This window comes from Nocardioides koreensis (assembly GCF_039531775.1).
In the GTDB taxonomy this organism is placed as follows: domain Bacteria; phylum Actinomycetota; class Actinomycetes; order Propionibacteriales; family Nocardioidaceae; genus Nocardioides; species Nocardioides koreensis.
On record NZ_BAAAQR010000003.1, the window covers coordinates 16,800 to 43,470 of the forward strand.

Sequence of the window (26,671 nt, forward strand, 5' to 3'; positions counted from 1 at the left end):
CCTTGTACCTCACCAGCACCACGAATCACGTCAACCACAGCCATGTTTTCCCAATTTCGGGTACGCGCCGCGTTTCTCGCACCTACCGTTGACGAGGCTCGAGCTCACGTGCTCGTTTCCGGGGGCTCGTGTCCAGGGGAGGGCGGATGAGGGTGAACACGGCGCGGCCCGCGGCCGTCGCTGCCCTCGGCACGACCTCGGCCCTGGTCGACACCCACCTGCCCGCCGTGAGCCTCTCGCTCGACGGCCGGCTCCTGGAGGTCAACGACGCGCTGTGCACGCTGGTCGCCCGGCGCCGGCGCCAGCTCGTCGGCCGGGACCTGCGGTCGCTGAGCGCCTACCCCACCGACGCCCAGGCCGGCCGGCGCGCGCTGGCGTCCGCACGCTCCGGGACCCCGTGCGGCACGTTCGTCCAGCGCTGGCAGGTCAAGGGCAGCCGGCCGCCGATCCGGGTCCGCCTGGTCTGGACGCTGATGCGCGGGCACCACGGGGTGCCGGTGTCCCTCATGGCCTTCTGTGTCGACGAGCGCCAGGACGTCGGCGCGGCGGCCTCCCTCGCCCGGTCCGGCGCCCACTTCGAGAAGTCGCCGGTGCCGCAGGTCCTCTGCGACGTGGCCGGGCTGCTCACCGACGTCAACCCGGCGTTCTGCCGCCTCGTCGGCCGGCCCGCCACCCAGCTGGTCGGCCGGCCCGCCCGCGACCTGCTGCACCGCACGGACCCGGGCCGCCTCGAGGACGAGGTGCAGGGCCTGCTCGGCGGTGCCGAGGTCACCGAGTCGGAGCGGATCCTGGCCCGCCCGGACGGCCGGCCGGTCTCCACCCTGGTCAGCGCCACGCTGCTGCGCGACGAAGCCGGCGCCCCCACGGGCGCGGCCCTGTCGGTCCAGGACCTCGGCGGCCTGCGCCGGGTCCAGCGCCGCCGGGAGCGGCAGGAGGACTTCTTCCTCGCGCTGGCCCAGCGGGCCGGCGACCTGGCGCTGGTCTCGGACCCGACCGGCCTGGTGCTCTACGCGTCGCCGGCGCTGGCCGAGCTGCTCGGCTACCCCACCGAGGACCTCGGCGGCATCGGGAGCGCCGAGCTGGTCCACCCCGAGGACGTCGCCGCGGCCACCGCCGGGTTCGACCGGGTCCTGGCCGCGGGCGGCAGCGAGACCCTGACGCTGCGGGTGGGCGACGCCGCGGGCCGGTGGCGGTGGATGGAGGCCACCACCAGCAACCTGCTCGACACCCCGGTCGGCGGCATGCTGTGGAACCTGCGCGACGTCGACGACCGGGTCCGCGCCGAGGCGGCGCTGCGGGCCTCGGAGTCCCGCTACCGCGCCATCGCCGACAACGCCGACGAGGGCCTGTGGGTCTTCGCCCCCGACGAGCGCACCGTCTACGTGAACAACCGCCTGGTCGAGATCCTGGGCATCGGCGCCGACGAGATCCACGAGCGCCCGCTGCTCGACGTGCTCGACCCGGACCGGCGGCTCCGCGAGGCCGAGCGCACGACGGACGCCGGCCGCCGGTCCGAGCGCTACGAGGTGGCCTACGAGCACCCGGACGGTCGGCGGCGCACGCTGCTGGTCTCCGCGGCCCCGCTCGACGACGCCGGCGGCGCCGTCGAGGGCTCCCTGGCGATGGTCATCGACGTCACCGACGCCCGGCGCCTGGAGGACGAGCTGCGCCGGGCCGCGCTGCACGACACCCTGACCGGGCTGCCCAACCGGGCCCTGCTCCTCGACCGGCTCCAGCACGCCCTGACCCGGGAGTCCCGGTCCACGGCGGTGCTGTTCGTGGACCTCGACCAGTTCAAGGTCGTCAACGACGTCTGGGGCCACGCCGCCGGCGACGAGATGCTGGTGCGGGTGGCCGCCCGGCTCCGCGAGAGCGTCCACCCCACCGACACGGTCGCCCGGTTCGCCGGTGACGAGTTCCTGGTGGTGTGCGAGGACATCGACGAGGGCTCCGCCCGGCTCCTCGCCGAGAGCCTGCTCGCCGCCATGGACACGCCGTTCCGGGTGGCCGAGGGCGAGGTCCACCTGACCGCCTCGATCGGCGTCGCGCTGTCGCCCGCCGCGTCGGCGGGCGCCCTGCTGAACCAGGCGGACACCGCGATGTACGCCGCGAAGCTGGCCGGCCGGCACCGGGTCCGGGTCTTCGACGCCGGCCTCGCGGCCCGCGTCGGGGAGCGCTACGAGCTCGGCGGCGACCTGCGCGTGGCCCTGGCCGACGACCGGCTGGACCTGCACCACCAGCCGGTGATCGACCTGCGCACCGGCCGGGTGGTCGGCACCGAGGCCCTCGCCCGCTGGACCCACCCGGTCCGCGGCGAGGTGCCGCCGGACCGGTTCGTGGCCATCGCCGAGGAGGTCGGCCTGGCGCCGGACCTGGACCGCTGGGCGCTGCGCCGCGCCCTGCGGGACGCCCGCGCGCTGCGCGAGGAGGGCGCGCTGGCACCCGACGGCTACGTCGCCGTGAACTTCTCCGCCCACACGCTGAGCGACCCCGGCCTCGACGGCTGGATCGCGGAGACGGTCGCCGAGGCGGGCTTCGCCCCGCACCAGGTGCTGGTCGAGGTGACCGAGAGCGCGATCATGGCCGACGCCACCACGGCCGTGGCCGTGCTCGCCCGGCTGCGCGACCGGGGTTTCCAGATCGCGGTCGACGACTTCGGCACCGGCCACAGCTCGCTGGCCTACCTGCGCAACCTCCCGCTGACCACCCTGAAGATCGACCGCAGCTTCGTCGCCGAGATCGCCACCGACCCGAGTGCGCTCGCGATCGCCGCCTCCATCGTCGACCTCGCCCGCGCTGTGGGCCTGACCGTGGTGGCCGAGGGCGTCGAGACGCCCGAGAACGCCCGGCTGCTGCGCGACCTTGGGTGCGAGTCCGCGCAGGGCTGGCTGTGGAGCCCCGCCGTCTCACCGGCCGAGGCGCGCGGCTCGGGAGCCCTCGCCCGCACCTACGACGTGGGCGGCTCGCCCTCGCGGGGCAACGGGGGCTGAGCCACCGCCGGGACCGGGGCGTCCTGCGGGTGCACGACCACGGCGCCGTCCTGGTGGGCCACCGCGGACCTGCCGCCGCCCTGCTGCTTGGCGTGGTACATCGCCGCGTCCGCCTGCCGGACCAGCTCGTCGATGGCGTACGGCGGGGACAGCGCCACCCCCACGCTGATGCTGACCGGGAAGTGGTCCTGCCCGAGCCGGATCGGCGTGTCGAACGCGGCCTGGATCCGGGAGGCCACCGACCTCGCGGCGGCCTCGTCGATGTCCTCGCAGATGATGACGAACTCGTCGCCGCCGTGCCGCGCCACCGTGTCGGTGGCCCGGACCGCGCCGGCGAGCCGGGCCGCGACCGCCTGCAGCAGCGCGTCGCCGACGTGGTGGCCGTGGCCGTCGTTGACCGGCTTGAAGCGGTCGAGGTCGAGGAAGAGCACCGCGGTGCCGGCGCCCTCCGTCCGGGCCTGCCGGGCCGCGGCCATCTCGAGGCGGTCGAGGAAGAGGTACCGGTTGGGCAGCCCGGTCAGCGGGTCGTAGAGCGCCCGCCGGCGCAGCGCCCGCTCCTCGCGGCGTACCTCGGTGACGTCGACGACCGTGAGCAGGGAGCCCGACCCGACGGCGCCCGACCCGACGTCCTCGCCCAGGTCCAGCGGGCTGCGGGTGACCTCGAGGAGCCGGTCGCTGCCGTCGGGGTGCGCGTGGACGACCTCGTCGCGCCGCGGCGTCGTCGTACCGTCCGGTGCGGTGCCGAGCAGCGCGGCGGTCGGGGTGGCGTACAGCTGCTCGAGGGAGAGCCCGAGCAGCCCGGCCAGCGATGAGTTGGCGTACCTCGTGCTGCCGTCCGGCGCCACCACCGCGATCCCGGCCTCGGCCGTCTCCACCATCGCCTGGTGCAGGGCGCCGGAGAGCCGCAGCGCGTCCCGGCTGCGGACCTGCTCGGTGACGTCGCGCAGGTCGGCGACGAGGCCGCGGACCTCGGGGTCGGCCAGGCGGTTGGTGACCGTGCCCTCCACCCACCGCCACCGCTCCTGCTTGTCGCGGAGCCGGGCCACCAGCCGCTCCGTGCTGCCGGGATCGGCGCGCAGCCGCTCGACCATCGCCGTCACGGCGGCGTGGTCGGCGGGGTGGATGAGCTGCTCGGCGGTGCCGCCCAGCGCCTCCCCGGGGGCGTACCCGAGCATCCGGGAGACCGCCTCGGTGGCGTGGTGGACGGTGAAGTCGGCGTCGGCGACGACGACCGCCTGCCCGGCCTGCCGGCCGAGCTCGCGGGTGCGCCGCTGCCGGTGCGCGGCGGTGACGTCGCGCAGCACGACGGTGGCACCGGTGACGTCACCGCGGCCCGTGCGCAGCGCCTCCAGCGTGATGGCGGCCTTGAACGTGCGCCCGTCGCGCTTGACGCCGACGTCGACCAGGGACGTGACGCCCCCGCCGCCGAGGATCAGCGCGAGGTGAGCCTCCAGGAAGTCCCGGCCCAGCCGCGAGGTGAGCACCGAGAAGTGGCTGCCGGCGAGGTCCTCCGGAGACCAGCCCAGCACCTCACGGGTGGCCGGTCCCGCCCAGACGATGGTGCCCTTGACGTTCAGCGACAGGGGGCAGTCGGTCCAGATGGCCGCGGGCGCACCCACGAGGGTGGCGTGGCCGGAGTCAGGCGCAGGGCCCGTCCAGCCGCAGGACAGCACCCGCTGCAGCCGGTCGATGGCGAGGTCGTTCATCCCGAGACTCGACCCTCACGCCAGCCCGACGGCCCGCAGGTAGGCGTCCCACAGGGGGCCTCCCGCGAAGATGCCGACCGCGGCGCCGCTGAGCAGGAACGGCCCGTGCGGCACGCGCACGCCGACCTTGGCCCGGCCGGTGGCGATGAGCACGACCCCGACGACGGCACCGATGGCGAAGCCCAGCGCCAGCCCCACGACGCTCGGGCCCCAGCCGAGCCAGCCCAGGGCCAGCCCGAGCACGGGGGCCAGGGCGACGTCGCCCAGGCCCATCCCACGGCCCAGGGTCAGCAGCCAGATGCCGCCGTACACACCGAGCCAGAGCGCCGTCGACAGCAGCGCCGTCGGCAGGGCGCCGGGGCCGCGGACCACGGCGTCGATAGCCAGGGCCAGCACCGTCCCCACCGCGGCGGCGCCGGTGATCGCGAACGGCAGCCGGCGGTGGTCGAGGTCGATCAGGAACAGGGCGACCCCGGCGGCCATCACCACCAGGGCGGCGGCGGTGTACGGCGAGGAGCCGAACCGCCAACCGGTCAGCGCGAACAGCGCGCCCGTGGCCAGCTCGACCGCCGGGTAGCGCGCGGGGATGTGGACGTCGCAGTCGCGGCAGCGGCCGCGCAGCACCAGCCAGGACACCACCGGGACGTTGTCCCAGGGGCGCACCGGGTGCGCGCACGCCGGGCAGGCCGAGCCGGGCGAGACCAGCGACAGTCCGGCCGGGACGCGGTAGATGACGACGTTGAGGAACGAGCCGATCAGCAGGCCGAGCACGCCCAAGACGGTCGGCAGGAGCGCGGCGGGAAGCGGGGCGATCTCGGCGCTGACCATCACGGGCCCTCCGCGCTCTCGAGCGCGAACCAGAGCGCCTCCATCTCGGCCGAGCCGACGATCGAGATCAGCTCGCGGCGCAGGGTGGCGAAGGTGTTGTCGCCGCCGGTCGGCTCCCAGCTCGCCGGGTCGAGGTCGCCGGCCAGCGACCAGCGCAGGTCGACGGTGGCCAGCTGGTGGTCCCCCGCGTGCACGGCGGCCGCCACCAGGTAGGCCTCGAACGCGGCCACGTCGGCCTGGTGCACCAGCCGCTCCCCGGCCTCCTCCTCGCCCTCGCGGTTCATCACCCGGGCGACGGCCAGGCAGTCGGAGGCCGCCTCGCGCAGCTCCTCGACCAGCCGCTCCGGGGAGCGGCCCTCGAGCCGGGCCCCGTCGGCGGGTTCGTCGCTCCGGCTCGCCACCAGGGGGTCGCAGGAGTCGAGGTGGTCGAGGGCCGTCAGCTGCTCCATCAGGACGTCGTGCACCGAGGCGTCGAACGTCGACACCATCGCCTTGCGCGCGGCCTCCAGGACCTCGCGGGCGGTGATCTCACCGGTCGCGCACTCGGCCAGCTGCTCCAGCGCGGAGGCGACCGACTCCCCCACGGCCGCCAGCTGGGCGACCGGGTCGTCGGCCTCGGCCAGGCCGTTCTGCCACAGCAGCTCCTCGAGCACGTGGACGTCGGCGGCCCACGACGCGAGCTGGGCCCGGCGTACGTCGCCCTCGGCGGCACGCTGCTCGGCCAGCCGCACGAAGCGGTCGGGGACTGAGACACGTTCTGGCACGACTTGCTCCCGCTCCTCGAGATACACGGTCATCGCAGCTTCTCCTGGCGATCCGTCGGACTACCGGCGGAAACGCCGGCGGGTGGTCTGGGGCTGGCTCTGGGCCGGCGGCGGCACCGGCAGGACGACCTCGACGGCGTCGTACGACGGCGGCGTCGGCTCGACCTGCTGCTCCATCGCCTGGGTGGGCTCGGGCATCGGCTGGTGCATCGGCTGGACCATCGGCTCCTGCTCGGGCAGGGCCTCGGCCGGCGGTGCGGCCTGGAAGTCGGGCTGGAGGTCCATCTGGGGCGCGACCTCGGGCTCGGGCTGCGGGGCCACCTCGGCTACCTGGGGGCTGACCTGGACCTCGCCGTGGGACTGCAGGCTCACCAGCTCCTCCACGAGCGTGCCGACGGCGCCCGGGAAGGCGACGACCTCGCCCTGGCCGGCTCCGGCCGGGGCCTCCAGCTCGTGGATCTCGCGGCGGTGCGTGGGCTGCCACGGGCCGGTGGCCCGCGGGTGCGGCGGCGGGTCGCTGGGCAGCGGCAGCACCGGGCGGTCCATCCCGTTCGGGACGCCGAGGCGCTCGACGGCGGCGGCCACCCGGGCCAGGGTGCGGTGCGGGTTCTCCGCCTCGTCGGTGTGCTCGGCGAGGCCGCGGACCACCAGCGAGATCTGGCGCAGGTAGGAGTCGGTCGGCTCGGCGGAGGGCGCCGGCACGACCGCGAGGCCGGTCTGCCGCTCGGCCAGCTGCGCCACCGCCTCCTCGAGGGTGCGGACCTGCGCGCGCAGGGCCCGGAGCTCGGTCTGGGCCTCGGTCTCGGCACCGTCCGGCTGCTCCTCGGCGAGCTGGTCGGCCGCGTCGGACAGGGAGGCCTGCACGAACGCGATGTCCTCGACCGCCGTCTCGAGGTCGACGGCCTCCTCGTCGGCGAGCTGCGCGTCGAGCTCGGCGAGCTGGTCGTCGACCGACGGCTCGTCGGCCTCGAGAGTCTCCTCGGTCTCCTCGGTCTCGTCGGTCTCCTCGGGGGCCTCGAGCTCGGCGAGCTCCTTCTCGAGACGACGCGCGCGGCGCCGGGCCCGCCAGCCGCGAGCCTCGACCGGCTCGGGCAGGACAAGAAGCCGGTCGAGCACCGGCTCCTCGGCCACCAGCTCGTCAGCAGGCTGCTGGGCATCGTGATCCTCGTCGGCCGGCTGCTCCGGTGCTTCGTCGGCCGCCACCGCGGCGCCCGGCTCTCCGCCCGCCTTCGCGAGGCGGCGTGCCTGGCGCCGGGCCCGTCGGCCACGCGGCGCGGGCTGCTCGGCCGGCTCGGTGCCCTCGTCGGCCACCGTCTCGTCGCCGGACGGCGCCTCGGCGGCCGGCTCGGCTGCGGCCGGCTCGGCGAGGGACACCCCGGCCGGGACCGGGTCCTCGACCAGCTGCGCGATCCAGGCGGACCGGGCGACGTCGGCCTCCGACGGCGCGGCCTCGGCGTTGCGGCGGCGCCGGTCGCGCAGCGCCAGCCCCCCGAGCAGCACGAGGAGGGCGAGCAGTGCGGAGACGATCGCGGCCTGCGTGGTGAAGTCCATGGTGCTCTCCCGCTCAGGGCTCGGTGGTCGTGGCGCTGAGGTTGACGGTCTTGTCCGGGGGTTCGATCGGTGGCATCACGAACATCTCCCCGGCGATGGTGGTCGTGTAGGAATCGGTGTCGCCGCCGCCACCCAGGGTCACCGAGGTGATCAGGTAGGCGCGCGGCATGTGCTCGAGGTTCTCCAGCAGCTGCTTGGTCTGCTCGTAGGTGCCGGTGATCGACACCGACACGGTCTGGCTCGCCAGCATCCCGGAGCCCGCCGCCGGCGGGTCCGCGGTCACCGCCCCGTCGGTGCCGCCGATGACCGGAGCCGTGGGCGCCAGCGTGGTCACGCCGTTCGGCCCGATGCCCGCGTCGACGGCGGCGTCGGTGACCTCCCGGAACAGGCCGGGCTGGTCCGCGGTCGGCGGGAACCTCTTGGCCAGGGCGCGGGCCTTGTGCCGCATCTCGCCGAGCTTCTCGCTCTGCGACTTCAGCGTGGACAGCTGCGCGGTGAGCACCTGGTTCTGGTCGCGGGCGGACTCGATCTGCAGCCGGGTGTCGGCGAGCGTGCTCGTCTCCGGCCCCAGGACCAGCACCCAGCTGAGACCCGCGACGGCGAGCAGCGAGAGCCCGCCGACGGCCTTGCTGGCGGTGGGGGTGTTCAGGTCCATCAGGACTCCCCTCCCGTGGTGGCCGGGTCGGCCGCGGGGGCGGCCGGCGCGTACCGGTGGCTGTAGACCTTCTCGGAGAGCCCGACCGAGCCGCTGAACGACACCGGCGCGGCGTCGCCGGCGGTGGTGGTGGAGATGAACGGCTCTACGAAGAGGCCCATGCTGCCGAGGTTGGTCACGAGCTCACCCACCTCGGCGCGGCTCGCGGCGGTGCCGGAGAGGGTCACGCAGCCGATGATCGTCTGCGTCTTGAACGGGTCGGGTCCCGGGCAGATCGAGGCGCCCCCGGTCGGAACGGGCGCCGCCCCGGCGGCTCCGGCTACGGCGTCCGGCGCCAGGGTGACCGCGATCGACTGCAGGCTGGTGCCGGTCGGGCTGGCGGTCCGGATCCCTTCGAGGACCTTGGAGAAGAAGATCTCCCGGGCCATCGTCGTCTCGACGGTCTGCTCCTGGGCGGCGACGCCGGTGACGTAGGTCTTGATCGTGACCAGCGTCTGGGTCTGGGCGCTGAGCCGGTTGGTCTCGGCCTGCTCCACCGCCACGAGCTTCTCCGCGTCGGACACCCGCTGGTGCTGGAGGAACCAGCCGGCCCCCACGAGCAGCAGCAGCGCGACCCCGCCGGCGACGAAGCGCCGGCGCAGGCGGCGTACCGCCATCCGGTCGAACTCGGACTGCGAGAGCAGGTTGACCGTGGGCAGCCCCGGGCGGGGGTGGTTGCCGCCGCCGCGCTTCATCGGGCCGCTCCGGCGCAGAGCCCGGCCGGGACCGTCAGCGCGGTCACGTCGTCCGGGTCGAGGTGGGAGCCGCGGGCGGCCTTGACGTGCGCCATCACGTCGAGCGGCTCGACCGGCGTACCGAGCCGGCTCTCGAGCAGCTCGCGCAGCCCGCCGAGCCGGGCGCCCGAGCCGGTGAGGAGCACGCGGGCCACCTCGGTGGGGCGCTGGGACCCGCCGGCGGCCGTCTCGGTGGTGGAGGCGCGGTAGAAGTCCAGGGTGGTGCTGATCTCGGCGACCAGGCTGGCCGCGGCGGTGGCGACGACCTGCTGCGCGGGGTGGTCGAGCCCGTCGTTGCGGGGCGTCACCGTCGCGCGCTGCGAGTCGTCGAGGTGGGCGTGGCCGGGCAGGCCGACGAAGACCTTGGTCCGCTCGGCGTCCTCCCAGCTCCACTGGTAGCCGTGCTGGACGGCCTGGGTGATCGAGTCGCCCCCGACCCCGGGGATGATCCGGACGTAGTGCGGGACGCCGCCGGCGTGCACCACCACCGAGGTCACGTCCGCGCCGATGTCCACGATCGCCTCGGCCTCGGCCTCGCCCGAGGCGTCGAGGCCACCGGGGGTCCGGGCCCGGACCAGCGCGAAGGGCAGCAGGTCGACGCCCTTCGTGCGCAGGCCGGCCTGGCGGGCCGCCTCCACGAACGGGTCGACGACCTCTCGGGCGGCCGCGACGAGCAGGATGCGGGCGACCCGGCGCGGGTCCTGGTTCTCCTCGGTGAGCTCGAGCTCCTCGAGCAGGTGGTAGTCGAGGTTGGCGTCGTCGACCGGCATCGGCAGGGCGTCCTGGACCTGGTAGCGCAGGGCCTGGCGGAAGTCCGCGGGCGGCATCCAGTCCAGGACCATCTGTCGCACCATCACCCCCGAGTTGGCGATGCCGAGGCGGACCTCCTTGGTGCCGAACTTGGCGCTCGACCACAGGGTCTTCAGGGCCTCGGCCAGGGCCTCGCCGTCGGCGACGGTGCCGGCGCGGACGACGCCCGGCGCGAGCGGCACCGAGGCGAACTTCCGCAGGGTCGAGCGGCGTCGGCCCGGGACGAACTCGGCTGCCCGGACACCTGTGCTACCGATGTCCAGTCCGACCAGGGTGCGTGCCATCGGGTCCTCGAGGTGCTAGGGGTGGAGAAGCGGGTCGAAAAGGTCATCGGCAGGCCGGGCCCGGCACTTGACGGCGTACGACGGATTTCCCCACCCCGCCGCCTTTTTGTGGGAGTTCGTATCGGATCGGTCAAGGTCGACGGTGCGACGACCGACATTCACAGGGAACACGTGCGAACCGTGCTACACAGACGACCGTCGACTGCCGAAACCGGAGGCGTAACAGCGTGACCCTTCAGATCGCTCCGTTCCTGCAGGCCGTCGTGGTCAACAACGGGTCGGACCTCCACATCAAGGTCGGCGGGCCGCCGCGGATCCGGATCTCCGGCACCCTGGTCCCGCTCCAGGTCGACCCCCTGACCGCCGAGGCCGCCGAGACCCTGATCCGGGAGACGATGCCGGCCGACGTGGCGGCGCACTTCGCCGCGACCAACGAGGCCGACTACGCGCTCTCCGTCCCGGGCATCGGCCGGTTCCGCGTCAACGCCTTCCGGGCCCGCGGCGCGGCCGGCTGCGTGCTCCGGCTGGTCCGGCTGAACCCGATGTCGCTGGAGGAGCTCGGCCTGCCGGACGTGATCCGGCAGCTGGCGCTGGAGCCGCGCGGCCTGGTGCTGGTCACCGGCCCGACCGGGTCCGGCAAGACCACGACCCTCTCGGCCATGGTCGACGCGGTCAACGAGACCCGTGCCGCGCACATCCTCACCATCGAGGACCCGATCGAGATCGTGCACCAGGACAAGCTGGCCAGCGTCACCCAGCGCGAGCTCGGCACCGACACCGCCGACTGGTCGGTGGCGATGCGCGCCGCGATGCGCCAGGACCCCGACGTCATCCTGATCGGGGAGATGCGCGACGCCGAGACCGTGAAGGCCGGCCTGTCCGCCGCGGAGACCGGCCACTTCGTGATGTCGACGCTGCACACCACCGACGCCAAGGAGACGGTGAACCGGATCATCGACTTCTTCCCGCCGCACGAGCAGAAGCAGGTCCGGCTCGGCCTGGCCACCTCGCTGCGCGGGATCATCTGCCAGCGGCTGGTCCCCCGCGCCGACGGGAACGGGCGCGCGGTGGCCATGGAGATCGCGGTCAACGGCCCGCGCCTGGCCGAGGCGATCGCCGACCCCGACAAGACCGACACGATCGAGGACATCATCGCCTCGGGCGGCTACAACGGCGCGCAGACCTTCGACCAGCACCTGGTCCGGATGGTGCTCGACGGCACCGTCTCGATCCGGGAGGGCAAGCTGATGAGCTCCAACACCCACGACATGTCGGTCATGCTCAAGCGCGCGGGGATCGACCCCACGCTCGTCGACGAGGCGGTCTGAGAATGAGTCCCCAGGTCCCCGATGCGGACACGCGCCGCCGCTCGGTCACCTCGACCGTGCCCTCCGAGGAGCTCGCCGCGCTCGACCTCGTCGGGCTCCGCGGCTACCGGCACCGGCTGGAGGCCGAGGAGGAGAAGGTCTCCTACTGGCGCCGCCTCGTGCACGCCCGGATCGACGTGCTCGAGGCCGAGTCCGACGCGGGCGTCTCGCTGAGCGTGGACGACCTGGTGCGCGTGCTCGGCGACACCGGCTCCGGTGCCGGCCGGCGCGCCCTGGTCAGCTTCCGCGCGGCCGACCCGCTGCCCGATCTGCCGGTGCTCGGCGAGATGTGGGTGACCGAGGTCGACCCCCAGGACGACGCCCAGGTCGAGGACGCGCTGGCGCGGCTGCGCACCGCCGAGCAGCAGCTCACGTCGTACCGCCGGGCCCTGCACGAACGCATCGACGAGGCCACCCGAGAGCTCATCCTGCGCTATCGCGAGAACCCACTCGCGGCGCTCTCCGTCATCCCAGAGGAGTGACCGTGCAACTTCAGGCTTCCCGCGAGACCGTGAACGCCCTGCTCGACGCCGGGCTGGTCACTCCCGACCAGGTCGACGAGGCCGACCAGGTCGCCGCGCAGCGCTCCCGGAGCGTGCTCGAGATCCTGCTCGAGAACGGCACCGTGAACCGCACCGACCTGCTCCGCACCGCGGCCACCGCCGCCGGCCTGGAGTACGTCGACCTCACCGAGTACTCCGTCGACATGGCCGCCGCGGCCCTGCTGCCGCCGGACTTCGCGCGGCGTTCGTGCGTGCTGCCGCTGCGCGTGGAGCACGGCGAGCTGGTCGTGGCCGTGGGCATCCGGCAGGCCGGCAACATCGAGCTCAAGGACGACCTGGGCCGGATGGCCAGCCGTCGGGTGCGGTTCGCGATCGCGAACCGCTCCGAGATCGAGGCCAAGATCAACCAGGTCTACCGGGCCGAGGGCGAGCTGCACGACCTCACCTCGGGCCTGACAGCCGACGAGGAGGCCGAGGACCTCTCGAACTTCACCGAGGTCTCCGACGAGGCGCCGGTGGTCCGGTTCGTGAACCTGCTGATCAACCAGGCCATCTCCGACCGGGCCTCCGACATCCACATCGAGCCGACCGAGCGCGACCTGCGGGTGCGCTACCGGATCGACGGCGTGCTCAAGGACGCCCACCGCTCCCCCAAGAACATCCAGAACGGCGTGATCTCCCGGCTCAAGATCATGTCCGACATGAACATCGCCGAGCGGCGGGTGCCGCAGGACGGCCGGATGTCGGTGAACCATGACGGCCGGCGGATCGACCTGCGCGTGGCGACGCTGCCCACGGTGTGGGGCGAGAAGTGCGTCATGCGAATCCTCGACAACACCAACACCCAGCTCGACCTGCAGGACCTCGGCTTCAGCGACGACAACTTCCGGCGCTTCGAGGAGTCCTACTCCAAGCCCTACGGGATGATCCTGGCCACCGGGCCGACCGGGTCGGGCAAGTCCACGACGCTCTACGCGACGCTGAACCAGCTGAATCGGCCCGACGTCAACGTGATCACCGTCGAGGACCCGGTGGAGTACCGGCTGGCCGGCATCAACCAGGTGCAGACCAACGCCAAGGCGGGGCTGACCTTCGCCTCGGCGCTGCGCTCGATCCTGCGCTCGGACCCCGACATCGTGCTGATCGGTGAGATCCGCGACCACGAGACCGCCCAGATCGCCGTCGAGGCCGCGCTCACGGGTCACCTGGTGCTCTCCACGCTGCACACCAACGACGCGCCCTCGGCGGTGACCCGCCTGGTCGAGATGGGGATCGAGCCGTTCCTGGTCGGCTCCGCGCTCGACGTGGTGCTCGCCCAGCGGCTGTGCCGCTCGCTGTGCAGCCGGTGCAAGCTCGCCTACACCCCGGAGCCGGACGACCTGCTCCGGGTCGGCTACCCGTGGCAGGAGGACGAGCCGCTGCCCACGCTGTACAAGCCGAACGGGTGCTCCGCGTGCTCGCACACCGGCTACCGCGGCCGGCTGGCGCTGCACGAGGTGATGAGCGTGACCGAGGAGATCTCCCGGCTGACCGTGGCCCGCGCCTCGACCGACGACATCACCCGCGCGGCGATGGAGCAGGGCATGAGCGAGCTCAAGCAGGACGGCTGGCGCAAGGTGGCGCTGGGCCGGACCTCGATCGAGGAGATCCTGCGCGTCGTCGCGTGACGCTCCTCCGGGGGATGCTCAAGTCGGGCGTCCGGGCGGCCGATGAGAAGGGTGGCTACATCCCCGACTCGCCCCCGCTCGGAGGAGCAACCTCGTGAACGAAGTACTCAGGAACGGCTTCGGCCTCTCGTTCGCCAACACGACGACGGCACCGGCACCCCCGGCGACGGCACCGCAGGCACCCGCGGTGCCGTCGGCCGCGCCGCAGGCCCCGGCCCCGACGTACGCGCCCCCGCCGGCGGCTCCCGCCGCTCCCCCGGTCCAGCAGCAGGCCCCGGCTTACGCTCCTCCGGCCGCCGCTCCTTCTGCAACCGCGACCATGGAGCGGAACCTGGTCCTCGACGAGCTGCTGATCCAGGTCCTCCAGGTCGGCGGCTCCGACCTGCACCTGACCTCCAACGCGCCGCCGACGGTGCGCGTGCGCGGCGAGATGGAGTTCCTGCCGGGCTACCCGCAGCTGACGGCCGAGCAGCTGCGCAAGGTGATGTACGCCGTGATGACCGAGCGGCAGCGCAAGGTCTTCGAGGAGGAGCTCGAGCTCGACTTCGCCTACTCGGTGCCGGGGCACGCGCGCTTCCGCGTCAACGTCTTCCAGCAGCGCGAGGCGCTCGGTGCGGTGATGCGCGTGATCCCGTGGGAGATCGTGCCGCTGGAGAACCTCGGCATGCCGGACTCGATCGGGAAGTTCGCCGAGCTGCCGCGCGGCCTGGTGCTGGTCACCGGCCCCACCGGCTCGGGCAAGTCCACGACGCTGGCGGCGATCATCGACAAGATCAACCGCTCGCGCCGCGGCCACATCATGACCATCGAGGACCCGATCGAGTTCCTCCACGAGCACCGCGGCTGCCTGGTCAACCAGCGCGAGGTCGGCGGCGACACCCACGGCTTCCGGGCGGCGCTGAAGCACGCGCTGCGCCAGGACCCCGACGTGATCCTGGTCGGCGAGCTCCGTGACCTCGAGACGATCTCGGTGGCGCTGACCGCAGCCGAGACCGGCCACCTGGTGCTGGCCACGCTGCACACGCAGTCGGCGCAGGACACGATCACCCGTGTGGTCGACGTGTTCCCCTCCGAGTCGCAGCAGCAGGTGCGCACCCAGCTGGCCGCGACCCTGCAGGGCGTGGTCTGCCAGACGCTGGTGAAGACCGCCGACGGCAAGGGCCGGGCCGCGGCGGTCGAGGTGATGGTCTGCAACACCGGTATCCGCGCGATGATCCGCGACGACAAGCTCCAGCAGATCCAGGGTGCGCTGCAGGCCGGTGCCCGCGACGGCATGCAGACGCTGAACGCGCACCTGGCCGCGCTGGTGAAGGCCGGCCGGATCACCTACGCCGCCGGGCTGGAGGCCTGCACGAACCGGGCGGACTTCGAGACCCTGGCCGGCTCGTCGGCGCAGCGCGCCACGCCGTCCTGGCAGTGATCCACCCGCACCACTCCCCTGACCAGAGCCCCAGGAGCCGACCATGAGCAGCACCGCGACGCAGTACGCCTACAAGGTCCGCGACGCCTCCGGGAAGTTCACCGAGGGCAAGGTCGAGGCGGTCTCCGAGGCGGCCGTCGCCGAGAAGCTCATGGCGATGGGCTACGTCCCGCTCGAGGTGAAGCCGGCCAACGTCGGCATGCAGCGCGAGATCAACATCGGGCCGAAGAAGCGGGTCAAGACCAAGGACCTCGCGGTCTTCTCGCGGCAGTTCGCGACGATGATCGACGCCGGACTGACGATGATCCGGGCGCTGTCGATCATGGCCGACCAGTCCGACAACCCCGAGCTGCGCCGGATCCTGCGCGCAATCAAGCAGGATGTCGAGGCGGGCCTGAGCCTGTCGGCGTCGTTCGCGAAGTTCCCCGAGACCTTCCCGCCGCTGATGACCAACATGACCAAGGCGGGCGAGGCGGGCGGCTTCCTGGACGGCGCGATGCGCCAGATCGCCGACAACTTCGAGGCCGAGGTGCGGCTGCGCGGCAAGATCAAGGCCGCCCTCACCTACCCGGTGGTCGTCTTCATCCTCGCGATGCTGATGTGCGTCGCGATGCTGATCTTTGTGGTCCCCGTCTTTTCGGGGATGTTCGAGGACCTCGGCGGCGAGCTGCCGCTGCCCACCAAGATCCTGGTGATGCTGTCGGGGGCGATGAAGTTCCTGCTGCCGATCGGGATCGTTGTCGGGTTCTCCTTCATGATGTGGTGGCGCAAGTTCGGCCGGACCGAGCGGGTGCGCAACGTGGTCGACCCGCTGAAGCTGAAGCTGCCGGTCTTCGGCAAGCTCTTTCAGAAGCTCGCGCTCACCCGCTTCGCCCGCAACTTCGGCACCCTGCTCTCCTCCGGCGTGCCGATCCTCCAGTCGATCGACATCGTCTCGGAGACCACCGGCTCCATCGTGATCTCCCGGGCGCTCAACCAGGTCCGGGAGTCCGTGCGCCGCGGTGATTCCGTCGCCGGCCCGCTGGCCGAGCACGACGTCTTCCCGGCGATGGTGGTGCAGATGATCGCCTCCGGCGAGGAGGCCGGCGCCATCGACCAGATGCTGAAGAAGATCGCGGAGTTCTACGACGAGGAGGTCGAGGCGATGACGGAGTCCCTCACTGCCCTCATCGAGCCGCTGATGATCGCCTTCCTCGGCGGTGTCGTCGGATCGATGATCGTCGCTCTCTACATGCCGATCTTCAAGGTCTTCGACATGATCGGCTGAACTCGCCCCTGGACCACAGAGGCGCCGCTGGGAAACCCGGCGGCGCCTCTGTGCGTTTGAGCCCGGTGGTCGAGCAGCGAGCGCAAAGCGAGCGTCGCCGAGACCCCGCAACGCAGCCGCCTTCAGGACTCCACAACGACGAAGCACGCAGGCACGGCACCGAGGCTGAGCGCGGAACCCGGCTCATGCCTTGCACGTCTCGGGCTCCGCCCTGATGCATCACCTCGCCGACCTCGACCTCGGGCGGCAGTCTCCCGAGATCGCCCGCATCAGAACGTCGTGCGGCGCGCTGCGCGAGACCAGTCCGGCTGCCTCGCAGCAGAGCTTGGGTCTCAGTGGTCGACCTCGTGGTAGTCGAAGGTCTCCACCCTCGACAGCGCCGGTGTGACCCCTCGTCCCCGAGTTAGGAAAGCCCCCGGTCGTTCTCCCGGTACTTGCTCATCTGCACGTCGAGGAGGGAGGGGCTCAAGTTGGCCAGGAAGCATCCGTCCAACGAGATGTCCACGTTGCCCACCAGGTTGATCGAGTCGGCGTAGATCGACCCTACGAAGTCGGCGGTTCCGTTCGCTCGAGTGACCTTGCCGTAGGGATTGGTGCCCGTGAGGATCAGGGAGGCGAAGAGCTGCTGGTTGGAGTTCAGCGAGGCATTGCCCGCCTCGATGACGATCACCAGCGACTTTGCCGGGCAAGCCGACGCGCTCGCGTCGAGACCGCTCGCGCGACCGAAGCCACTCACGTTGTTGAGGTCGACCGTTCGCTGGTTTGTCGGCTGGCCGTTTAGGTCGAAGAACATGACTGCATCGTTCTCGTCGGGGCTGGTCCACGACGATGCCGAAGTCCAGTAGTTCCCCTGGGCGATCGCCACCGCGCGCAGCTGGTCGATGCGTGCTTGCGAGACCGGCGGTGACTTGATCCCGAAGAGCTGACGAAGCGCAGCATCATCCTTGATGTAGGAGCCCCGAACGTCGGCGCTCCCATCACCGTCGAAGTCCTTTGTTCCGTAGTACGAGGGGTAGCTGGTAGCCACACTGGCGCACGACGTGCTCGTGTAGGTCCCGCCCATGAGGTCCTGGTCGTACGGGTACGTGGTGTTGCAGGCGCCGGCTTTGTGGACCAACCCGTTGTCGGAGGAGGGACAGTACTGGCCGCTGCCGTTCGACCGGGTGATGTACTGCGAGGAGTGCACCGCGATGGGGATGCCGTAGGCAGCGTCCATCTGGCCGTTCACCATGTGGATGTGGTCGCGGTCGTAGACGCAGCCGGTGGAGATCACACTCTCGCGGGTGACCGAGGCCGAGCCGCCACCGTCGATGGTGCGGGCGAACATGGCCCGGATGGCATCCGTGGCCACGTTCACGTCGACGGCGACGGACCGCTGCGCAGTCCCTGCGGCCGAGCCGGTCGAGTGGATCGTGTACACACCGGGGGTATTGGTGGCGTTCGGAAATGCCGTGACCACCTCGATCCACGCCTTGTAGGCCTCCCCGCCCGGGCCGGGGAGGTTCACCGACTTGGGCGTCGTCGAGTTGCCCCAGGGATTGGCAGGACACGTCGGGGAGCAGGTCAGACCCTTGACTCCCGACGTACGCAGGTAGCTCATCGCCTGGGCAATCCCCGCATCAGCTGCGTTGATCGCGGACCCCGCCTGCTGGGCCTGCCGCGAGGCCTGCAGGTTGTTGATCGTGAGCACGGCGACGGTCGATGAGAGTGCGGTGATGAGCGCCATCACCATCAGGGTGATGATCAGCGCCGAGCCGCGGTCGTCGCGCCCAGTGGAGGAGAAGCCTGAGAGAGTCACCGATCAGCTCCTGTTCCGCAGGTCGATCTGCGTGCTGTAGGTCTGGGTGCCGTTGCCGTCCTCGACGGTCATCGACACGAAGAGCAGGTCCGCAAAGCGAAGCTCCTGCGGGTCCGGCTCGGAGTTGTAATTGCCAACCGCACTGTTGTCGAGCTCGCGCCACGTGGTGATGCCGTCCGCGCAGCTGCAGGCCCCCCCGACCTGGTCGTACTGCCAGCGACTGCTTCGCGGCTCGACCACGAAGGACGTCACCGTGGCCGCCAGGACCGGTCGCGTCACGGTGGCGAGTCCGGTCACGGCGGTCATCGACAGCTCTTCGGTGTCCGGGTCCCACTCGTAGGTCATCACCTCGGGGTCCGAGGCGGTGTTCGTACGAGCACCATCGTTGTTGAAGTCGGTCCAGAACGTGAACGAGGTCGAGGTGTGCCCGGCTGGTGTGCCCGGCAAGGTGACCGAGTCCAGACCTGCCGACTGTCGCACCTCGCGCGCGATGCGCTCCATGGCGATGCGAGCCTCTTCGTTGACACCGGTCCTGTCACGTGTGTCCTCGGTGACGGCCTGGGTCGAGAGGCCGAGGCCGAGGAGAATCGAAGCAAGCACACCGAACAAGCCCATGGCCACCAGGACCTCGACGAGGGTCATGCCGCTGTCGGGAGGCGCACCATCCGATGGTTCGATCATCGTGAGTCCTCGGCCGAGCAGCCCACGGCGCCGACGGTCAGCGAGACCGCGGACGACAGATCCACGTTATTGGGACCAAGCACGTCGGTGCCGGTTCGGGAGGGTTGTGTCGTGATCGAGAGGACGCCGGGAATTCGTAGAGCCGCCATGCCGTCCACACCGTCGACGCTGGTGCGGGAGACCTGGTTGTCGAGCAACGCGGACCAGGAGGCGATGTAGTCACCCAGCGTGTGGCCGCCCCCGACCGGAGTGTTCATGGGAACCAACGCCGGGGTGAGCGGGTCAGCCGTGAGCCCGGGCCGGATGTCCGCGACTTCGTGGTAGCCGCCGCCCGCCTCGTGGTACCGGAGCCGGACGCGGTAGTCAGAGGACACGGTCGCCGCGTGCGCGGTCCCCATGAGCAGGCACCGGGCATAGGAGTACTCGAGGTCGACCTGGAGCACCCCCTGCGGCGCAAAGCTGGTGGGGAACACGGAAATCGTGCTGGCCCGGGTGCGCGCACATGCCTCGGCCGTGGCGGGTGATGTGCTTGCATCCATCGCCGTACTGCGCGCGAAGCCACTCGCCGTCACGTAGGAGGTGGACCCTGCACTCCCGGCTTCGCATGCGGCTGTGACGCCACTGGCCACCGGAGACGCTGTGCTCGCCAGGCGCACCAACGGAGCGGTCAAGGACAGCTCCGGCCGGTACGTGGAGGTTGCTCCGTTGTTGAAGGAGAACCCACCGTTCGTGTTGCCGGTCACCAGCGACTGCATGGGGCTGCTCGCCGTACCAATGTTGGGCAATCCACCGTCGGCACTGAGGGCGGCGACATCGAGCTTTGTGCCGCCCCAGCAGGCCAGGACGCAACCGCTGGACAAGTCGCCCGCAGGCGCGGGCACCGTCGCAGCAGTCCCGGTCGGCGGGGCCGCCAGCGTGCGAGCGGCCCCGGAGGCCTGCGCCCCCGTGGCCAGACCTGCGGAGGTGCTGGCGAGCACGACGCCTGCGGTGCTCGCATACGTGAGCTCACCCTGGAGACTGAGGAGACCGGCCGCGAGCGAGACGGCACCGTCGGCCACCGTGCTCGATCCGACCTGAACCGCCGTCGCGTCCGCACTGACGTCGAGCCGGTTGACGGCGGTCGGCTGGTAGGTCATCTGGGTGTAGGTCGTCACCGGCTTCAGGGTGCTCCGCTGCGAGTACAGGACGGTGGCGGAGACGCCGATCTGCTGTGCGGGTGGGGCGTCCCTGCCGGTGACTTGCGTGTCGTAGTCGGTCGGCGGGTCCACCACGGTCAGGGCGGTGTCACCCTTGAGGAACTGGGTACTCACCACCACGGTGAAGCCTTGGACCTGACTCACGGAGCGGTACATGGCGCCGGTGGCGGGTTCGTAGCCGCATCGGGTGCCGCCCGCGGCGACGTAGCCGGTCCACGTCGGTTGGGGTACGGCGTACGAGCCTGGGCTGCCGCAGGCCACCGGCCCCATCGGGGCGGTCTTGTCCTTGAAGTAGTAGTCGAGCACGTCGCGGTAGGGGCCGGCGTCGCGCGCGACGTGATACGGCAAGTTGCGCATCCGATCGAGCTGGCCCTGGGCTACCGCCTTCGCCTGAGTCACTTGTTTCGCCAAGTCGGTCGACCGGATCCCGACGACGAGCAGCGGGAGCAGCGCCACCAGCACGACCACCGTGATGCCAATGGCGACGATGACCTCGATGAGCGTGAAGCCGCCGTCTCGTGGCCTCTCGGGAGCGACAGCGGCGTCGTCAGCTGAGTGAGACACGACCGGTCAGTCCTTCGACAACGAGGGTGTAGAGCTTCGACGAGTCGGTGCGGATGACCTCGACGCTGCCTTGAGTCGCAGTCCCTCGCGCGAAGAACGTCACTCCGGTGCTCGGCGTGCCCGCAAACGACGGCGAGGCGACGTGCACCTGGGCACCGTCAGTTTTGAAGGGGCCGCCAACCCGCACTCGCGCAGGGTCACCGCAAGCACCGCGGTAGACCGAGTAGTTGTTGGCGGACACCTCGAACTGCACGCACATGGCCCGGCCTTCTGTCACTGCCCGCTGCTGCGTCTGCCGCATCAGGGACTGCAGCTCCCGCGCCGTCCCGGACTGCTCGCTGGACCGAGCCCAGGCCGACCAGCCGGACACAGCAAAGGCCATGACGATCCCGAGCAGGGCGATCGTGACCATGACCTCGATCAGCGTGAAGCCGCTGTCCCGCGCAGGCTGCGACACGGAGCCCTCCGATGGTCGACGGCGGACGTCCCCCCGAGCGGGCGGTCCCTAACGTCTCTGTCATCGGGTCGATGGCTGCGGGACTTGAGGCTGTGTCCGACAAAGAAACAACGAATCCGGAAAGAAATTCGGGCCGGGACTAAAGCGACCGCGACCGCCGGCCGAAGTACTCATCGACAAAGGCGCCAAGGCCCCCGGCAGACCGGTGCGGAACAGCGCAGGCAAGATCCGACCTCCCACAGGAGAACTCATGCTCGCTCGACTGCAGAAGTCCATGAAGGAGAAGGACCAGGGCTTCACCCTGATCGAGCTCCTCGTCGTCATCATCATCATCGGCATCCTCGCCGCCATCGCCATCCCGGTCTTTCTGAACCAGCGCAAGAAGGGTGTCGACGCGTCGATCAAGTCCGACCTGAAGAACGCCGCCACCGCGCTGGAGGCTTACACCACCTCCGGGTCCTGGACGGCTAGCGCTGGGCAAGCAGTCAGCAATATCGCCACCGATTTCAAGGAGTCGCCTGACAACGACATCACGTTCATTGTGGGAGACGCTGCGAACGGCTACTGCCTCAAGGGCACCAACACCGGCTCAGGCGCCACCCACGACTGGTACTACGCATCCGCCGGCGGTGGCCTTTCCAGCACGGCTTGCACCGCAGCCACCACACCCGCAACGCCGTGATCGATTCCTGACTCACACTCAACTGATCGGGGGGGGTGGCACTCCAACGGGTGCCGCCCCCTTCCCGCTTCTCGCGCCGGAGCACGTGAAAGGGAATAGGCCATGGCTGGACCGTTACGGCTCATAAGCCTCCGCGGCCTGGGGCTGCTGGTCGCGGTGGCGGTCGTGCTGCTCGCGGTCGACAGCGGGTCGGTGGTGTTGACCCGCATGTCCGAGCCCGACGACGTACGGACCGCCGGCTACAAGGCGGCGGAGGTCGCGAAGACCGGGCCGACGGTCCGCCAAGTGGCGCTGAACGCCCTGGCCACAGCTCGGCAGGACGCTGACACCCACGACATCAAGGTCCCCAGCAAGGGCTTCGCGATCTACCCCGACGGCCGGGTCACGCTGACCGGCACCAAGACCGCACCGACGATCCTGCTGCACCGGGTGTCCTTCCTCAGCCACTTCGCCGAGGTCAGCACCACCGTGACGGTGGAGCCCCTCCCCTACACCTCGTGACACCCCCACCCCCCCTAGCTTTCTCGAGGAGCAGAGCATGACGATGACCGCCAACCGCCCCACGCACGTGCTCGCCCCGGGAGTGGCCCGCGAGACCATCCACGAGATGGCCGCCGTGGTCCGCACGCTCTTCGGAGTGGGCCTCCAGGCCTCCCGTCAGCCGGTCGCTCCCGAGCCCGCGCAGGTGACCGCGCCGCCCGCGCCCGCGGCCCCCACTGCTCCTGTCGCCGAAGCCCCGATGACGGGCATCCCGGTGCCGGGTATCTCTGTGCCCGAGGCCCCCGCGGCCGGCATCCCGATGCCGAGCATCGCGCTGCCCGACATGGCCGCGTTCGAGACCGAGGAGACCGTGCCCTCGATGGAGATGCCCGTCCTCGACGAGACCCCGGCCGAGGTGCCCCTCGCCCGCATCCCCGTCATCGACGTGACCGACGACGAGCCCGAGGAGGCCGTCGCCCCGATCGCCCTCGCCCCGATCCCGCTGGCCCTGGTGCCGGACCTCGCACCGGCCGAGGACATCGGCACCGAGCGCCGCGCGGCGCTGCTCAACGAGCTCGCCTTCCTTGACGACTGAACTCACCTCCGCACCACTCCCTCAACGACCAAGGCAGGACACATGGCCGTCGGCCGCCCCAGCTCTCCGGCTCCACGCCGGCTGGCGCTGCTGGCTGCCCTGCCGCTGGCCCTGACCTGCCTGGCCGGTACCGCGCAGGCGGCGCCGCACACCTCCGGTGACACCAGCGCGAGCGTCCACGCCACGGCCCGTGCCGCCGCGATCCAGCAGAAGGTCGAGACCCGCTACGCCGCGTACGAGGAGTCCCGCCAGCGCGTCGAGGCCCTCAGCACCCAGGCCGCCCGGCTCACCACCAACGCCGAGAAGGCCGCCGACACCGCCTCCCAGCTGCGAGAGCAGGTCGCCGACGAGGAGGGTGGGCTCTTCCACGCCATCGGTGACCTGGTCTCCCCCGGCGAGTCCGACCTGGACCGCGCCGCCGAGGCGGCCGCCGACGCCGAGTCCGCGCGGCAACTGTCCGACATGGTCCAGGGCAAGCTCGCCGACTCGATCGCCCAGGCCGAGCACGACCGGCAGAGGTACCAGGCGGCCCAGCGCAAGCAGGAGCGCATCGAGGCGACCTGGACCGCGCGCCAAGTCATCGCCGCGGCGATCCACCGTTCTCAGCTCCCGGCCGGGTACGCCGTCACCGACCCCGCGCAGGACCGCCGCAACCACCTGGCCCTGCGGGCCTGGGAGCGGTACCTCCGCCAGGTCGGCACCGCCGCGGTCGTCCCGCCGCCGGCCGAGCAGCTCGACGAGCCCGGCGACCTGCCCACCCCGCTCGAGCCCGTCCGCGACGCCGGCTACCGGCCGATCCACGGCGTCGGCCAGGCGCAGCTGCCCGACGGCCGCCGAGTAACGGTGCTGCCGGCCGAGGCGGTCCGCGCGGTCTCCGAGGCGTTCCACCGGCTCGGCCTGTCCACCGTCCCCGGCGGCGTCGACGCCACGACGTACGCCTGCGGCGGCCTGGTCGCCAACGCCTGGGGCACCAGCATGCTGACGCTGCCCTCCGACGTGACCGGCCAGTGGCAGGAGCTGCACGCGGTCCCCCGCGCCACCCTCCAGGTCGGTGACGTCGTCGTCCTCGGCGGCCAGCGCGCCGGGCTGGACCAGACCGCGGTGTACGTCGGGCTGCAGCGGGTCATCGTCGTCGACCCGGGCACCGGCACCGCGGGCGTGCAGCCGCTGCCCGCGCGCTTCCTCGGCGTACGCCGGGCCACGCTGCCGGCGAGCGACAAGAAGACCCCCGAGCCCCCGGCCGGTGGCACCTGCAGCCCGGCCGCCCCCGCCCCGGTGGTGGACGGCTCCGGCCCGCTGCTCATTCCGCTGGCCGCGGGCAGCTACCGCCTCTCCGCCGGCTTCGGCGACGGCGGCCACCTCTGGTCCTCCGGCGAGCACACCGGCCAGGACCTCGCCGCCTCGACCGGCACCCCGGTGCTGGCCGCCGCGTCCGGCGTCGTCACCATCGAGCACCCCGACTGGGCCGGCAACCTGGTCCGCATCGACCACGGCGGCGGCGTGGAGACGTGGTACGCCCACCTCTCCCGCGTCGACGTCACCCCCGGCCAGAGCGTCGGCCCCGGCCAGCAGATCGGCGCGGTCGGCAACCTCGGCAACACCACCGGACCGCACCTGCACTTCGAGGTCCGCCTCGACGGCTCCCCCGTCGACCCGACCCAGGTGCTCGACCTGCCCGAGGCCCCGCGCGCGACGTACACCAACGGCGAGGTCCCCGAGACCGCCCTGTGCGCGGCCACCTCCGACGGGGTCCAGCTGCTGCGCTGCGACGCCGCGGTGGCCTACCGGCTGATGGGCGCGGCGTTCGAGTCCGACAACGGCGCACCGCTGTGCATCACCGACTCCTACCGGTCCCGCGCCGGCCAGGAGAAGGTGCACGTCCTCAAGCCGAACATGACAGCCACCCCCGGCACCTCGGTGCACGGCTGGGGGCTCGCGGTCGACCTGTGCGGCGGCATCGAGAGCTTCGACACCGGCGAGCACACGTGGATGGTGGCGCACGGCCCGGCGTTCGGCTGGCACCACCCCTCGTGGGCGGAGGCCGGAGGAAGCCGACCGGAGCCGTGGCACTTCGAGTACGGCGGCTGATCACTTCCGTTACTCTGGCCCCGAAGATCCGCCCGGTGAGGGCCACGAGCTTCGGGGGAGGACGACGTGGAGGCACTCGACAACTCCGTCGACCTGCTCTGGCGACGGTTCAAGGACGACGGTGACAAGGACGCCCGGGACCGGCTCGTCCTGCAGTACTCCCCCCTCGTCAAGTACGTCGCCGGCCGCGTCCGCTCCGGCCTCCCCTCCACCGTCGAGCAGGCCGACCTGGTCTCCGACGGCGTGATCGGGCTGATGGACGCCATCGACAAGTTCGACCCCGACCGCGGCCTGCAGTTCCAGACGTACGCCGTGTCGCGGATCCGCGGGGCGATCGTCGACGGGCTGCGCGCCTCGGACTGGGTGCCGCGGTCGATCCGCGAGAAGATCCGCGACATCAACGCCGCCCAGGCCGGCCTCGAGCGCCAGCTGGGGCGCGCGCCGCAGGACGGCGAGGTCGCCGCCGAGCTCGGAATCACTGTCGCCGAGCTGCGCACGATGTACAGCCAGACCGCCTACACCAGCGTCGTCAGCTTCGAGGCCGCCACCCTCGACGACGAGGAGACCCCGCGCGCCGCGGTCGACCTGCCCGGCGCTGACGACGACATCCCGCCCGGCTTCCTCGCCGCGGTGCGCGAGCTCGCCGAGCGCGACCAGATCGTGGTGGCGCTCTACTACTGGGAGCGGCTCACCCTCGCCGAGATCGGCCAGGTGCTCGGCGTCACCGAGTCCCGGGTCAGCCAACTGCACAGCCGCGCCACGATGACGCTGCGCCGCAAGCTCGCCGAGTCACTGCAGCACTGACTCATCCCCGACGGGCCAGGAAGACCAGCTCGCGGCCGGGCCGGTCCGGCGCGTCTCTGACGTCCTCGACGGTGAAGCCGGCGTCGGCCAGCGACGCCTCGACCTCGACGCGCGAGCGGAAGCGCAGCGTCGAGTCCGAGGTGAGCACGGCGCCGTCGGAGTCGAAGACGACGGTCCAGCGGAAGGACACCAGGTCACCGCTCACGTCGGTGAGGTCGCACCAGGTCTCCACTCCCCCGACGCCGTCGACATCGGCGCGGGCGTGGGTGTGCTCGCGGTCCCACTCGCGCCAGGCCTCGGCGGCCGGGTCCCGGGTCTCGAGCACCAGGTGGCCGCCGGGACGGAGCGCGGCATGCACCGCGTTCAACGTCGCCGCCCAGTCCTCGTCGGTCACGAACACCTGCGCGACATTGGCGGTCATGGTCGCCAGGTCGACCTGGAGCGGTGGCAGCGTCGTGGCGTCCCCGTGCAGCCAGGTCACCCGGTCGGCGCCGGGCTTGGTGCGGGACACGTCGAGCGAGGCCGCGGCCGGGTCGACGCCGGTGACCGAGAGGCCGCGCTCGGCGAGCAGGCACGCGAAGGTGCCGGTGCCGCAGCCCACGTCGAGCACGCTGCGGGCGCCGAGCTCGTCGGCGATCCCGGCGTACACGTCCAGGTCGCTGCGGTCGGGATCGAGCGGGTCGTAGATCTCCGCGAGGCGGCGGTCGTCGAAGATCGGGTCGGCCACGGACGTGACCGTAG

Annotated in this window: 23 protein-coding genes; 11 read left to right on the plus strand and 12 right to left on the minus strand. The window is 71.7% G+C overall.

Translation table 11 applies throughout. The features are described from left to right. Positions 1–146: 146 nt before the first annotated feature. A complete protein-coding gene (locus ABD268_RS06355; protein WP_344149228.1) occupies positions 147–2,990 on the plus strand; it encodes an EAL domain-containing protein in 2,844 nt (947 codons plus the stop codon). Here ABD268_RS06355 and ABD268_RS06360 read toward each other — a convergent pair. Genes ABD268_RS06360 through pilM form a run of 7 tightly spaced genes read right to left on the minus strand, consistent with a single transcriptional unit; the run spans position 2,948 to position 10,361 of the window. After that, the gene (locus ABD268_RS06360; RefSeq protein WP_344149230.1) at positions 2,948–4,696 is read right to left on the minus strand and encodes a diguanylate cyclase domain-containing protein; all 1,749 of its coding nucleotides are present in this window, start codon (positions 4,694–4,696) and stop codon (positions 2,948–2,950) included. The genes ABD268_RS06355 and ABD268_RS06360 overlap by 43 nt on opposite strands. Positions 4,697–4,711: 15 nt before the next feature. Then, entirely contained in the window at positions 4,712–5,524 is an 813-nt protein-coding gene (locus ABD268_RS06365) for a prepilin peptidase (RefSeq protein WP_344149861.1), read from the minus strand. Beyond that, the gene (locus ABD268_RS06370) at positions 5,524–6,321 is read right to left on the minus strand and encodes a hypothetical protein (RefSeq protein WP_344149232.1); all 798 of its coding nucleotides are present in this window, start codon (positions 6,319–6,321) and stop codon (positions 5,524–5,526) included. The genes ABD268_RS06365 and ABD268_RS06370 overlap by 1 nt, the downstream gene beginning before the upstream one ends. A 27-nt stretch (positions 6,322–6,348) precedes the next feature. Then, positions 6,349–7,839: a hypothetical protein gene (locus tag ABD268_RS06375; protein WP_344149234.1), complete on the minus strand. Its 1,491-nt coding sequence runs from the start codon at positions 7,837–7,839 to the stop codon at positions 6,349–6,351. Between the two features lie 13 nt (positions 7,840–7,852). Continuing rightward, entirely contained in the window at positions 7,853–8,494 is a 642-nt protein-coding gene (locus ABD268_RS06380; RefSeq protein ID WP_344149236.1) for a type IV pilus inner membrane component PilO, read from the minus strand. Then, positions 8,494–9,228, minus strand: a complete 735-nt coding sequence (locus ABD268_RS06385) for a PilN domain-containing protein (RefSeq protein ID WP_344149238.1) — start codon at positions 9,226–9,228, stop codon at positions 8,494–8,496. Before ABD268_RS06385 ends, ABD268_RS06380 begins: the two co-directional genes overlap by 1 nt. Beyond that, positions 9,225–10,361 (minus strand): type IV pilus assembly protein PilM, encoded by a 1,137-nt coding sequence (pilM, locus tag ABD268_RS06390; protein WP_344149240.1) that lies wholly within the window; start codon positions 10,359–10,361, stop codon positions 9,225–9,227. The genes ABD268_RS06385 and pilM overlap by 4 nt, the downstream gene beginning before the upstream one ends. A 227-nt stretch (positions 10,362–10,588) precedes the next feature. Here pilM and ABD268_RS06395 point away from each other — a divergent pair, with 227 nt between their 5' ends. The 5 genes from ABD268_RS06395 to ABD268_RS06415 all read left to right on the plus strand — a co-directional run bounded on the left by ABD268_RS06395 (position 10,589) and on the right by ABD268_RS06415 (position 16,585). Next, the gene (locus ABD268_RS06395; protein ID WP_344149242.1) at positions 10,589–11,689 is read left to right on the plus strand and encodes a type IV pilus twitching motility protein PilT; all 1,101 of its coding nucleotides are present in this window, start codon (positions 10,589–10,591) and stop codon (positions 11,687–11,689) included. A gap of 2 nt (positions 11,690–11,691) precedes the next feature. Then, positions 11,692–12,210, plus strand: a complete 519-nt coding sequence (locus ABD268_RS06400) for an RsiG family protein (protein ID WP_344149244.1) — start codon at positions 11,692–11,694, stop codon at positions 12,208–12,210. 2 nt (positions 12,211–12,212) lie between these two features. After that, complete coding sequence (locus tag ABD268_RS06405) at positions 12,213–13,898, plus strand: GspE/PulE family protein (protein ID WP_344149246.1); 1,686 nt, start codon at positions 12,213–12,215, stop codon at positions 13,896–13,898. Positions 13,899–13,992: 94 nt separating this feature from the next. Continuing rightward, positions 13,993–15,318 (plus strand): type IV pilus twitching motility protein PilT, encoded by a 1,326-nt coding sequence (locus ABD268_RS06410; protein ID WP_344149248.1) that lies wholly within the window; start codon positions 13,993–13,995, stop codon positions 15,316–15,318. A 43-nt stretch (positions 15,319–15,361) separates the two neighbouring features. After that, positions 15,362–16,585 (plus strand): type II secretion system F family protein, encoded by a 1,224-nt coding sequence (locus ABD268_RS06415; protein WP_344149250.1) that lies wholly within the window; start codon positions 15,362–15,364, stop codon positions 16,583–16,585. A gap of 403 nt (positions 16,586–16,988) precedes the next feature. Here ABD268_RS06415 and ABD268_RS06420 read toward each other — a convergent pair whose 3' ends face one another. Genes ABD268_RS06420 through ABD268_RS06435 form a run of 4 tightly spaced genes read right to left on the minus strand, consistent with a single transcriptional unit; the run spans position 16,989 to position 21,281 of the window. Then, the gene (locus ABD268_RS06420) at positions 16,989–18,383 is read right to left on the minus strand and encodes a pilus assembly PilX family protein (RefSeq protein WP_344149252.1); all 1,395 of its coding nucleotides are present in this window, start codon (positions 18,381–18,383) and stop codon (positions 16,989–16,991) included. 3 nt (positions 18,384–18,386) lie between these two features. Beyond that, positions 18,387–19,064, minus strand: coding sequence for a PulJ/GspJ family protein (locus tag ABD268_RS06425; RefSeq protein ID WP_344149254.1), 678 nt, complete (start codon positions 19,062–19,064; stop codon positions 18,387–18,389). Beyond that, a complete protein-coding gene (locus ABD268_RS06430) occupies positions 19,061–20,824 on the minus strand; it encodes a prepilin-type N-terminal cleavage/methylation domain-containing protein (RefSeq protein ID WP_344149256.1) in 1,764 nt (587 codons plus the stop codon). The genes ABD268_RS06425 and ABD268_RS06430 overlap by 4 nt, the downstream gene beginning before the upstream one ends. After that, on the minus strand, positions 20,808–21,281 hold the full coding sequence (locus tag ABD268_RS06435; RefSeq protein WP_344149258.1) for a GspH/FimT family pseudopilin: 474 nt from the start codon (positions 21,279–21,281) through the stop codon (positions 20,808–20,810). The genes ABD268_RS06430 and ABD268_RS06435 overlap by 17 nt, the downstream gene beginning before the upstream one ends. Positions 21,282–21,531: 250 nt before the next feature. Here ABD268_RS06435 and ABD268_RS06440 point away from each other — a divergent pair, with 250 nt between their 5' ends. The 5 genes from ABD268_RS06440 (at position 21,532) to ABD268_RS06460 (ending at position 25,930) form a co-directional block, all read left to right on the plus strand. After that, the gene (locus ABD268_RS06440; protein WP_344149260.1) at positions 21,532–21,963 is read left to right on the plus strand and encodes a prepilin-type N-terminal cleavage/methylation domain-containing protein; all 432 of its coding nucleotides are present in this window, start codon (positions 21,532–21,534) and stop codon (positions 21,961–21,963) included. A gap of 102 nt (positions 21,964–22,065) precedes the next feature. After that, the gene (locus ABD268_RS06445) at positions 22,066–22,464 is read left to right on the plus strand and encodes a hypothetical protein (RefSeq protein ID WP_344149262.1); all 399 of its coding nucleotides are present in this window, start codon (positions 22,066–22,068) and stop codon (positions 22,462–22,464) included. Positions 22,465–22,501: 37 nt separating this feature from the next. Continuing rightward, the gene (locus tag ABD268_RS06450) at positions 22,502–23,038 is read left to right on the plus strand and encodes a hypothetical protein (RefSeq protein ID WP_344149264.1); all 537 of its coding nucleotides are present in this window, start codon (positions 22,502–22,504) and stop codon (positions 23,036–23,038) included. A 42-nt stretch (positions 23,039–23,080) separates the two neighbouring features. Next, a complete protein-coding gene (locus ABD268_RS06455; RefSeq protein WP_344149266.1) occupies positions 23,081–25,126 on the plus strand; it encodes a peptidoglycan DD-metalloendopeptidase family protein in 2,046 nt (681 codons plus the stop codon). Positions 25,127–25,192: 66 nt separating this feature from the next. After that, positions 25,193–25,930, plus strand: a complete 738-nt coding sequence (locus ABD268_RS06460; protein ID WP_344149268.1) for a FliA/WhiG family RNA polymerase sigma factor — start codon at positions 25,193–25,195, stop codon at positions 25,928–25,930. 1 nt (position 25,931) lies between these two features. On the opposite strand, the gene ABD268_RS06465 is transcribed toward ABD268_RS06460, so the two are convergent. Then, on the minus strand, positions 25,932–26,657 hold the full coding sequence (locus tag ABD268_RS06465) for a class I SAM-dependent methyltransferase (protein ID WP_344149270.1): 726 nt from the start codon (positions 26,655–26,657) through the stop codon (positions 25,932–25,934). Between the last annotated feature and the right edge of the window lie 14 nt (positions 26,658–26,671).

What these genes read in the sequence shown, in the direction of transcription:
- pilM (WP_344149240.1), bottom strand. Translation starts at nt 10,361, where the DNA reads ATGGCACGCACCCTGGTCGGACTGGACATCGGTAGCACAGGTGTCCGG.
- ABD268_RS06370 (WP_344149232.1), bottom strand. Translation starts at nt 6,321, where the DNA reads ATGACCGTGTATCTCGAGGAGCGGGAGCAAGTCGTGCCAGAACGTGTC.
- ABD268_RS06375 (WP_344149234.1), bottom strand. Translation starts at nt 7,839, where the DNA reads ATGGACTTCACCACGCAGGCCGCGATCGTCTCCGCACTGCTCGCCCTC.
- ABD268_RS06365 (WP_344149861.1), bottom strand. Translation starts at nt 5,524, where the DNA reads ATGGTCAGCGCCGAGATCGCCCCGCTTCCCGCCGCGCTCCTGCCGACC.
- ABD268_RS06355 (WP_344149228.1), top strand. Translation starts at nt 147, where the DNA reads ATGAGGGTGAACACGGCGCGGCCCGCGGCCGTCGCTGCCCTCGGCACG.
- ABD268_RS06380 (WP_344149236.1), bottom strand. Translation starts at nt 8,494, where the DNA reads ATGGACCTGAACACCCCCACCGCCAGCAAGGCCGTCGGCGGGCTCTCG.
- ABD268_RS06445 (WP_344149262.1), top strand. Translation starts at nt 22,066, where the DNA reads ATGGCTGGACCGTTACGGCTCATAAGCCTCCGCGGCCTGGGGCTGCTG.
- ABD268_RS06455 (WP_344149266.1), top strand. Translation starts at nt 23,081, where the DNA reads ATGGCCGTCGGCCGCCCCAGCTCTCCGGCTCCACGCCGGCTGGCGCTG.
- ABD268_RS06415 (WP_344149250.1), top strand. Translation starts at nt 15,362, where the DNA reads ATGAGCAGCACCGCGACGCAGTACGCCTACAAGGTCCGCGACGCCTCC.
- ABD268_RS06400 (WP_344149244.1), top strand. Translation starts at nt 11,692, where the DNA reads ATGAGTCCCCAGGTCCCCGATGCGGACACGCGCCGCCGCTCGGTCACC.
- ABD268_RS06425 (WP_344149254.1), bottom strand. Translation starts at nt 19,064, where the DNA reads ATGATCGAACCATCGGATGGTGCGCCTCCCGACAGCGGCATGACCCTC.
- ABD268_RS06385 (WP_344149238.1), bottom strand. Translation starts at nt 9,228, where the DNA reads ATGAAGCGCGGCGGCGGCAACCACCCCCGCCCGGGGCTGCCCACGGTC.
- ABD268_RS06440 (WP_344149260.1), top strand. Translation starts at nt 21,532, where the DNA reads ATGCTCGCTCGACTGCAGAAGTCCATGAAGGAGAAGGACCAGGGCTTC.
- ABD268_RS06360 (WP_344149230.1), bottom strand. Translation starts at nt 4,696, where the DNA reads ATGAACGACCTCGCCATCGACCGGCTGCAGCGGGTGCTGTCCTGCGGC.
- ABD268_RS06450 (WP_344149264.1), top strand. Translation starts at nt 22,502, where the DNA reads ATGACGATGACCGCCAACCGCCCCACGCACGTGCTCGCCCCGGGAGTG.